8 protein-coding genes are annotated in these 7,797 nt (G+C 47.2%); 2 read left to right on the forward strand and 6 right to left on the reverse strand.

Annotation, left to right across the window (positions count from 1 at the left end):
* The first annotated feature begins 44 nt into the window (after positions 1-44).
* Together QZZ22_RS13625 and QZZ22_RS13630 are read left to right on the forward strand one after the other, a co-directional pair.
* Positions 45-530, forward strand: a complete 486-nt coding sequence (locus QZZ22_RS13625) for a hypothetical protein (RefSeq protein ID WP_292465882.1) — start codon at positions 45-47, stop codon at positions 528-530.
* Between the two features lie 287 nt (positions 531-817).
* Complete coding sequence (locus QZZ22_RS13630) at positions 818-1,531, forward strand: DUF4386 domain-containing protein (RefSeq protein WP_292465884.1); 714 nt, start codon at positions 818-820, stop codon at positions 1,529-1,531.
* Positions 1,532-1,705: 174 nt separating this feature from the next.
* Here QZZ22_RS13630 and QZZ22_RS13635 read toward each other — a convergent pair whose 3' ends face one another.
* The 6 genes from QZZ22_RS13635 to QZZ22_RS13660 form a co-directional block, all read right to left on the reverse strand.
* Positions 1,706-1,912 carry a hypothetical protein gene (locus tag QZZ22_RS13635; protein ID WP_292465887.1) on the reverse strand — a complete coding sequence of 69 codons (207 nt, stop codon included), beginning with the start codon at positions 1,910-1,912 and terminating at the stop codon, positions 1,706-1,708.
* 4 nt (positions 1,913-1,916) lie between these two features.
* A complete protein-coding gene (locus QZZ22_RS13640; RefSeq protein WP_292465889.1) occupies positions 1,917-3,242 on the reverse strand; it encodes a terminase family protein in 1,326 nt (441 codons plus the stop codon).
* Positions 3,166-3,600, reverse strand: a complete 435-nt coding sequence (locus tag QZZ22_RS13645) for a hypothetical protein (RefSeq protein WP_292465891.1) — start codon at positions 3,598-3,600, stop codon at positions 3,166-3,168. The genes QZZ22_RS13640 and QZZ22_RS13645 overlap by 77 nt, the downstream gene beginning before the upstream one ends.
* The gene (locus QZZ22_RS13650) at positions 3,576-4,805 is read right to left on the reverse strand and encodes a site-specific DNA-methyltransferase (RefSeq protein ID WP_292465894.1); all 1,230 of its coding nucleotides are present in this window, start codon (positions 4,803-4,805) and stop codon (positions 3,576-3,578) included. The genes QZZ22_RS13645 and QZZ22_RS13650 overlap by 25 nt, the downstream gene beginning before the upstream one ends.
* Positions 4,806-5,093: a hypothetical protein gene (locus QZZ22_RS13655; RefSeq protein WP_292465896.1), complete on the reverse strand. Its 288-nt coding sequence runs from the start codon at positions 5,091-5,093 to the stop codon at positions 4,806-4,808.
* A 166-nt stretch (positions 5,094-5,259) separates the two neighbouring features.
* The gene (locus QZZ22_RS13660; RefSeq protein WP_292465898.1) at positions 5,260-7,572 is read right to left on the reverse strand and encodes a DUF5906 domain-containing protein; all 2,313 of its coding nucleotides are present in this window, start codon (positions 7,570-7,572) and stop codon (positions 5,260-5,262) included.
* Positions 7,573-7,797: the final 225 nt, after the last annotated feature.

A 7,797-nucleotide genomic window follows, 5' to 3' on the forward strand; every position in this document is an offset into this window, starting at 1 on the left:
AAGGCAAACCTTGGAAGGAGCAGATCAAGCCTTTCAATTTCTGTATGGTTGGCTTTCAGGCAATAGAGGAAGATGGAAAAGCAATCAAACCTCTAGCTCCTTATTGTGACGATCCTCAAACAATAGTGCATGAGCCATTCATTGACTATGAAACAGGAGAGATCATGCAAGGATCACACTATTTCAAGTCGTTGAGTAAAACCATATTACAGTATGCAGAGCACCCTGAACATAAGTTTGAAGGGGATATTGGCATATTGGAGAGAAAACATGTCCATGCAGATGGCATTCTCTACATCGGAAAAGAAGCAAACAATATTGATGAAGAGGAATTAGAGCTTCAGAGAGCCCAGACATTCATTGATGAGGAATCCATTAAACAGAAAATATTGGCTTTGACTCCAAAAGAAGCAAGAGAATATGGAATAATGCAAAGGAGCACCCTCAAGCGAATGAAGGATAGGATTCAAAGTGATGGAAGATTCAATTTCAGGACAAAAGAGGTGAGGAAATTGGTAAGTAGATTTTAACACTTACCTTTTCTTTCATTCTAATTTTTTAAAATAGTAACAAACGTCTCATAGTAGACAAAAATACGATTCAAGGTTGGCTATGCGTAGAAGATGTTGAAAACCTTCATATCAAAAGCTATGATTGTTTTTAGTTAAAAAATATATTGTTAATCAGAATTATTTATCTCATCAAAGTAAAAAAAGTACTCTATTTATATATTATTAATAAAAACATGTGCAATTATTTGGTATGTGATAACATATAAATAATAAATGCTTCCATTTTAATTATTGGTGAGATATAAATGACAAATCAAATTGTTGATGATATATCTTTACGTAAAGTTGCAATAATTGCCGGTTTAAGTTATCTTATCATTTTTGTACTTGGCATTGTAGCTAATTTTGTTGTTCTTATGAATCTGTTTGTACCGGAAAATGCTGCCACAACCGTAAACAACATCACGGCTAATATGAGCCAATTACGCCTAGGAATTCTGGGTTTCATAATCATGGTTATTTTTGATGTGGTTGTGGCTTGGGCACTCTATATTTTTCTGAAACCTGTAAGCAATAGTCTTTCATTACTTGCAGCTTGGTTAAGACTGGTGAATGCAACCATTTTTGGAATAGCTCTATTCAATTTGTTCAGTGTTCTGCGCCTTTTTGGAGATGCCAACTATTTGACACAGCTTAGTACAGGTCAGTTACAGATTCAGGTAATGTCGCTTCTACATGCTTTCAACGACACGTGGTTGATAGGATTAATATTTTTTGGCCTTCATCTTGCTGTGCTTGGTTATCTGATTATTATCTCAGGATATATACCTAAATTTATAGGCATATTGTTAGTAATCGCATCTATTGGATATTTGATTGATAGTTTTGCACATTTCGTCCTGAGTAACTATGCTGATTATGCAGGGATATTTATGATGATAGTTGTCGTGCCAGGAGTCATTGGAGAATTGTCATTTACGTTATGGCTTTTGCTAAAAGGACGAAAACTTGAGTTATAAAAAACTTATAAGGAATTCTGTGGTAGACAATTAGTCCAATTAACCACAAACTTTTCTTTTTTCTATCTGTTGGGTATTGAGATTTTACAAAATAGATGCAGTATTAATTATCGTTGCGTTTTTTGTAGATTACTATATCCCTCCCTTTCTGTGCGAGGAATGAAACTCGAATGCTTATACTAACTTCTTCAGTTTAAGCTTCTCAATCACCAGCTCGGCAGTCTCCTCCAACTGTTTCTTCTTGAGATCGTTCTGCATCTTCGAATAATATTCCGCAATGAAGTCCACAGCTCGGCTCTTGTTGCAATCCTGCTCTCTCATCACCCGATGAAGTACTGCGGTCGTATTCTTGCTCACGGTTGCATAAAGTTTTGGTCTCATGTATTCACCTGGGTCTTGTTCTGATAAGTGCTGACAGGTCCAGCTCCTGTGCTCCAAACCTCGATCTGCTAAGCTCTGAGAGAGCCCACACGAGAGCATCCACGCGGTCCGGGCTACTTCCCTCTCCCGGGACCCAGTCACACATCTGGTCCTCAAGAGCTGAAAAGGATCCCACATGATGTACCTTGCCCTGCTCGTACAGAGCACTGATAGGCTCGGCTCTGGTCTGCTTTCCCCGGCTGGCCCTAACCGACTTATAGGAAACATTCGGATCGATCGTTCGAAGCGTATATTCCACGAGCTCCCCTCCATTGTTCACTTCCCCGATCACCCGATCTGCAGAGTGTTTGTAGTAGGCTGCAATTACCTCCTGCGCCCATTTTTTCGGTGTTGAGTGGATGGTATGGTCCCCCAGCACATAGTACTCCCCACGCTCATCCACAGCTGCAACAACAATGCCTGTGTCATCTGCGGATGAGGAGGACGTGACCGCCGGGTCCACGCCCACAACTATCCTGACCAGTTCAGGAGTTTTCGTGACCTTGTTGTTCTCGATCACATCTCTTGTCCATAGTGCATCCGGGTTGTCGTCCAGGATCTCTGCGTTGAGCTCCTGCCTACCCAGCCGGGTCCCTTCGTATCTGCTGATGATCACGTCGATGAAGGCAGGTGCCAGGTTGGACAGGTTCTCGTAGGTAGACCCTCTTGTCACGTGGGTGCTGGAATCGTTCAAGAGTGCTTTGACAAGTGGAATTGGCCGGGGAGTTGTGGTGATGGCAGCTCTTGGATCATCCCCCGCCCTTAGGCCAAACTGCAGCATATCCCAGGTCCTGTCAGGATATTTCCATGCGGCTATCTCATCACACCATGCAGTGTCGTGCTGTGGACCTCTCAGCCTATCCGGCTCCTCGGCACTGAAAAGCAAAGCATTCGCACCGTTGGGCCAGGTGAGCCTGCGTTTGGATGGTTTATAGACTGGCCGGTTCCAAGGTGGGCAAACTGACAATATTCCAGATTCTCCCTCCACCATGGTATCCCTGGCGTCTGCTGCTGTTGGGGCCACCAGGGCTATCCTGCGAGCCTTGCCGGACTCTACCCTGTCACGGACCCATTCGGCTCCAACTCGTGATTTACCCCAGCCTCGCCCCGAGAGCACCAGCCAATACTGCCAATTTCCTTCAGGTGGCAGTTGGTTGGACCGGGCCCAGAACTTCCAGTCGTATTCTAGCTTTGGGAGCTCCTCGTCGCTGATATCACTCAAGATCTTCTGGCGCTCTGAGCCTGGCAGCAATGCTATTGATTCTGCTAGTGATTCTCTCTCTTGTTTCATCTGTATTGATCTCGACATTGTTCTGGGTCATATTGATCTCAACTTCCCGCCGACCGAACTCAGCAGGACAACTGCGCTCAAGCCACCATGCTGCAGCCTGCCAGGTATGGGGTGCTGCTTTCTGGATGATGGCAACATTCCTGGCAATGGCCTCTGCCCTGGCCTTTTTTGTCTGCAGGTAGAAATCATGATACTGCCCCGTTGTTTCTTGTTCTCCGCGCTTCATCCAGTCGTAATAGGTGGTAGGAGCGATGCCCACAGCATCACAGGCATGGATCACAGGGACACCGGCCTTAAGCAGTTTGATGAGCGGTTCGGATACTTCAGCTATTATTAAGCTGCCCTTTTGTCTTCCCATGTGAATATCTCTCCATTTCGTTTCAGTTCATTGTTGCCGGTCAGATTGACATATCTCTGAAGGATGACATCGACATACCGAGGATCAAGTTCAACTCCGTAGCAGACACGATTGAGTTGATGTGATGCGATCAGTGTCGTGCCAGAGCCGCCGAACAGGTCAAGGACAATATCCCTCTGCCGGGACGAATTACCGATGGCATTTGCAACCAGGACCACCGGCTTTGTGGTGGGGTGAAGCTTAGAGGCTGAAGGCCTGTCAAAGTTCCATAGGTCAGACTGTTTCCTGTCCTCCACCTGGCACAGCCTGGGAGCTCCTTCCTTCCAGCCATACCATATTGGCTCGTACTGGGTGTGGTAGTCCTTCCTGGAGAGGACGAGCCTGTCCTTGGCCCAGATTATCGTGCTGCTCCAGTGGTAGCTGTTCTCCTTGAGGGCCAGCATCATGTTCCCCCATTCCTGAGCCGACATCACAACGTAGGTCGGGCATCCGTCCTTTGAGAACCGATTCATGCACGCAAAGCTTGCCATCATGAATTCTTTGAAGTCCTCTGTTTCCATTGCATCGTTCAGGATACTTCGCTGCTTCCAGGAAGGATGCTTTGTTGCACCATAGTTCACATTCCAGGGCGGGTCAGTGAATATCAGATCGGCCTTTTGCTCACCCATGAGCTTTGCAACCTGGTCCGGGTCAGTGCTGTCCCCGCAGAGCAATCTGTGATCTCCCATCTCCCATATATCTCCGAGAACTGTCACAGGCTCTTCAGGTGGCTCAGGTGGTTTGTCCTCAATGACCTCGACCGGTGTTATCGACCCGAGCAGGCTGTCCACATCATCCAGCGTGTAACCGGTGGCTTCAAGGTCGAAGTCCGGGATCTCCGCGATCTCGTGCAGCAGCCTTGCAAGCATCTCAGTGTCCGTTTCTGCCAGTTCAGCCAGCCTGTTATCGGCAATCACATAGGCCACAGCCTTCTCATAAGGCAGGTCGAGGGCTATTACGGGAACCTCGGTAAATCCCAGCTCAAGGGCTGCCTGGAGCCTTGCGTGGCCTGCTACGACCATATTGTCTGATGCAATTAGGATAGGATTGGTCCAGCCGAACTCTCGTAATGACTTCTTAAGCATGGTCAACTGGCTTTCAGGATGCCTTTTCGGGTTGTTGGCAAATGGTCTCAACTCGCCCACTGGCATAGTAATGACTTGCATTTATTCGCACCTTTTTCCAATGTTCGAAAGATATATCTTTTTCATATGAGTTCGGGTTTTTCTGCCGATGTTGCCGGTCTTCGAATTATCCACTGTTTTTTGAACCACAGGCAAACTTGAGGCCTTCTCGCCTAGACTGACAGGAATCCTGGATGGCCCGAGCTTCTCCCCCCTGACCAATTCCGCCACTTCTTCACATCTGGAGCAGGTGACCTTATCAAGCGGTTCTGTGACGAAGGTCCTCTCCTTGCAATACAGGCACATGCAGGATACTGGAGCAAAGTTCATGCTACCACCCTTTGAATAGCTGGGACTTTGTACCCTGCCCGACATGTCTTACTTTTCTCTAACTCCTTATATATGGAAAAATAAGACATGTATAGTATAATAGGAAATACACGCAAGAAAACAATTCTCAAAATAACCCGGACAAGCCGGGCACAGTGCAAGACGGTCATAGTTTCACCTGCTCGGTCTTGAGCCTTATCACGGGTGCTGCAAAAGCAAAACCGTGTTTCCATGCTCCTGGCAGCTCGTATGTATGTATCCTTACGCCATTCTCATCGATCGGCCTTCTTGCATACACCTCGTACTTGTCCACCGATTGTGTCAACCCGGTCGTTGTCGAGGGTATCTTTCCGGTGTCCACATCATTGGCCAGGGCCCAGCGGAAGATCGAATCAAGCAGGTCTTCCTTTGCGACGTTCACGTTCACACCCTTTCTCTCATGATCGAGACCTTCCTGAAGGAACTGGTATATCGGATCAGAATTGTAGCTCCACATCTCACGAACCTCACCTGCAGAACTTCTGACCACCAGGCCGTTACGTTTGATCTCTATCATTTTCTTTATCACTCTGTATAAAAAGCCAGATAGGTTTTCAGCAGCGAACATCTTCACAGTGAAATCGGGATCCTTCTCAAACCAGTAGGGAAAGAACACGTATTCCCACCTGTCCCAGAAGGCAGTGTCGTTCTTGACCTTCTTATCAAAAGACGGCGGTGCATTGCATGTGAAAACATGTAGTGCTCCAAGTGGGGCCATATATGCCTGTTTACCCTTCTTCTCGATAGAGTGCCACCGCTTGCCAGTAAGTGTTTTGAACGTCCCGGTCTCTGACATGGGGATGTCACTCATATCATCAAAGATATTGAGTGTCTTCCCTTCCAGATTTGCCTTGGCGAATCGGTTCTCGCTGAGTGACTGCAGCGACTCTGCGCTTATGTTCTCCATCCCAAAGACCCGTTCAAGTAACTGAAGGTAAGTGGATTTGCCGGCGTTGGGGTCGCCCTGGATAAGATACGCTTTCTTGTACGGTTCACTTGCCATCTGCAGGAGTGCCTGTGCCGGGATCTGATACAATATGTCAATATGTTCGGGAGCCACGTACTCTGTTACCATCTTTTCGTGGATCTCATCAGACATGGTGCTCTGATCAAAGTCGGCGTGGAGCTTGTAATTGAACATATACCTGGGGTCATGTGACACCAGGTCCACATCGCCTGTATCAAAGCAAAACTTGACCACACCGTTGTTGACAGGGATCATATTGTCTATCTGGTTGAAAGGATACTCGTTGTAGGGTGTCTCATACGTCAGATAATGAATGATCTCACTGGTGACCCTCGACAGGGGCCCGGTGTATCCCACGGTCTTTGCTATGTTCTGTATCTCAGACTTGATGGCAACAAGCCCTTCCACATAGCATCCTTCCTGGTAGATGTAAAGCTGCTCTGCATAGCTTATCACAAGCAATTTCTTTGTGACACCCGCTGCAATACCTGCCAGGTTCAACTTTATATTGGCCTTGCCATTTGCTCCTATATCGACCGAATAGTAGTTCCTGTACTCGTCCTCGACTGTGTCCGATCTGCTGGGGCTATGGAACTGGGAAAGCACGGGGTCGGCTTTTATCGAGGCTGTCTTTGCAGTTGCGCCAGGATCGATCTTTTTAAGTTGATACGCACTGGTCTCCCGATCGAACTCGTTACCAAACGCCATCATGCAGAACAGCATCATCTGCTTCTGGTCAGCGCCGTTTGCCATAAGCTCTGCACAGATGTGCAACATCCTCTGCCTTCCTTCCATGTCCCTGAACACGCTAAGGTCATGATACATAGGATTGGGTATCTTGTTACCATCTGCATCCTTTCCGAGGTCATCTTTTACAAAAACGGACTCAAAGAACTCTTTAAAGGCCGGTCTGCTCCTGTTCAGTGTCATCCGGAGCTCCTGGTAGGTGTTCAGCCATTTCATGAAGCTGGATATCACCTTGTTGGGGATCTGCGGCCTTTTTGTGATATCTCCGTCCATCTTGTAAACACTGCCAGCCTCATGTATCGACGGGCTCATGACGACGTTGCCAGCCTCTCCAAGCAGATCTATGCCCAGTGGTTTGGCGTGCTTTAGCTCCAATGCCGGGTTGAACCTGAACAACCAGTGCCATCTACCAGATGTCCGGTGCTGTTTCACCCAGTCAGATGTATCAACGCCTTTTAAGATGTCGTCCCACATGCCCTTGATATACCAATCAACATCTATTACCATAAGATCAGATGCTTTTCCACACACTGCACCGATGTTATAGTCCTTCTTGACAAAATAGTTGTCAAGCTCCTCATCAGAAGGGTTTGTGGCCAGCTTCTGCCATCTGGAAAGCAGTGGACGCTTTCCTGGAGATGGCTTGTGGTCCTTTGGTGAGGAAAGTGGGTGAACGATTATCCCCGCTGCCCTATATTTTTTGGCAGCATCTATGATCTCTTCCATCAAACCCCTCCGCAATTCTCTTTTCTCATCTGTTTGACATCGACTATCATGCCCGCACCTCCACACCACTGCTGCTGATACCCATATCCGCGATCTTTGTCCGGTGGCCAACGGACCTGCTGCGAAACGCACTGATGCGAATGTTGGTATATGCTGGCTTGCGGTCCACAATCTCGGTCTTCCAGATCTCTTTTGCGCAAAACTGGCTCTTGTCACCAAATGGTC

The organism is Methanolobus sp. (assembly GCF_016278365.1).
Lineage (GTDB): Archaea > Halobacteriota > Methanosarcinia > Methanosarcinales > Methanosarcinaceae > Methanolobus.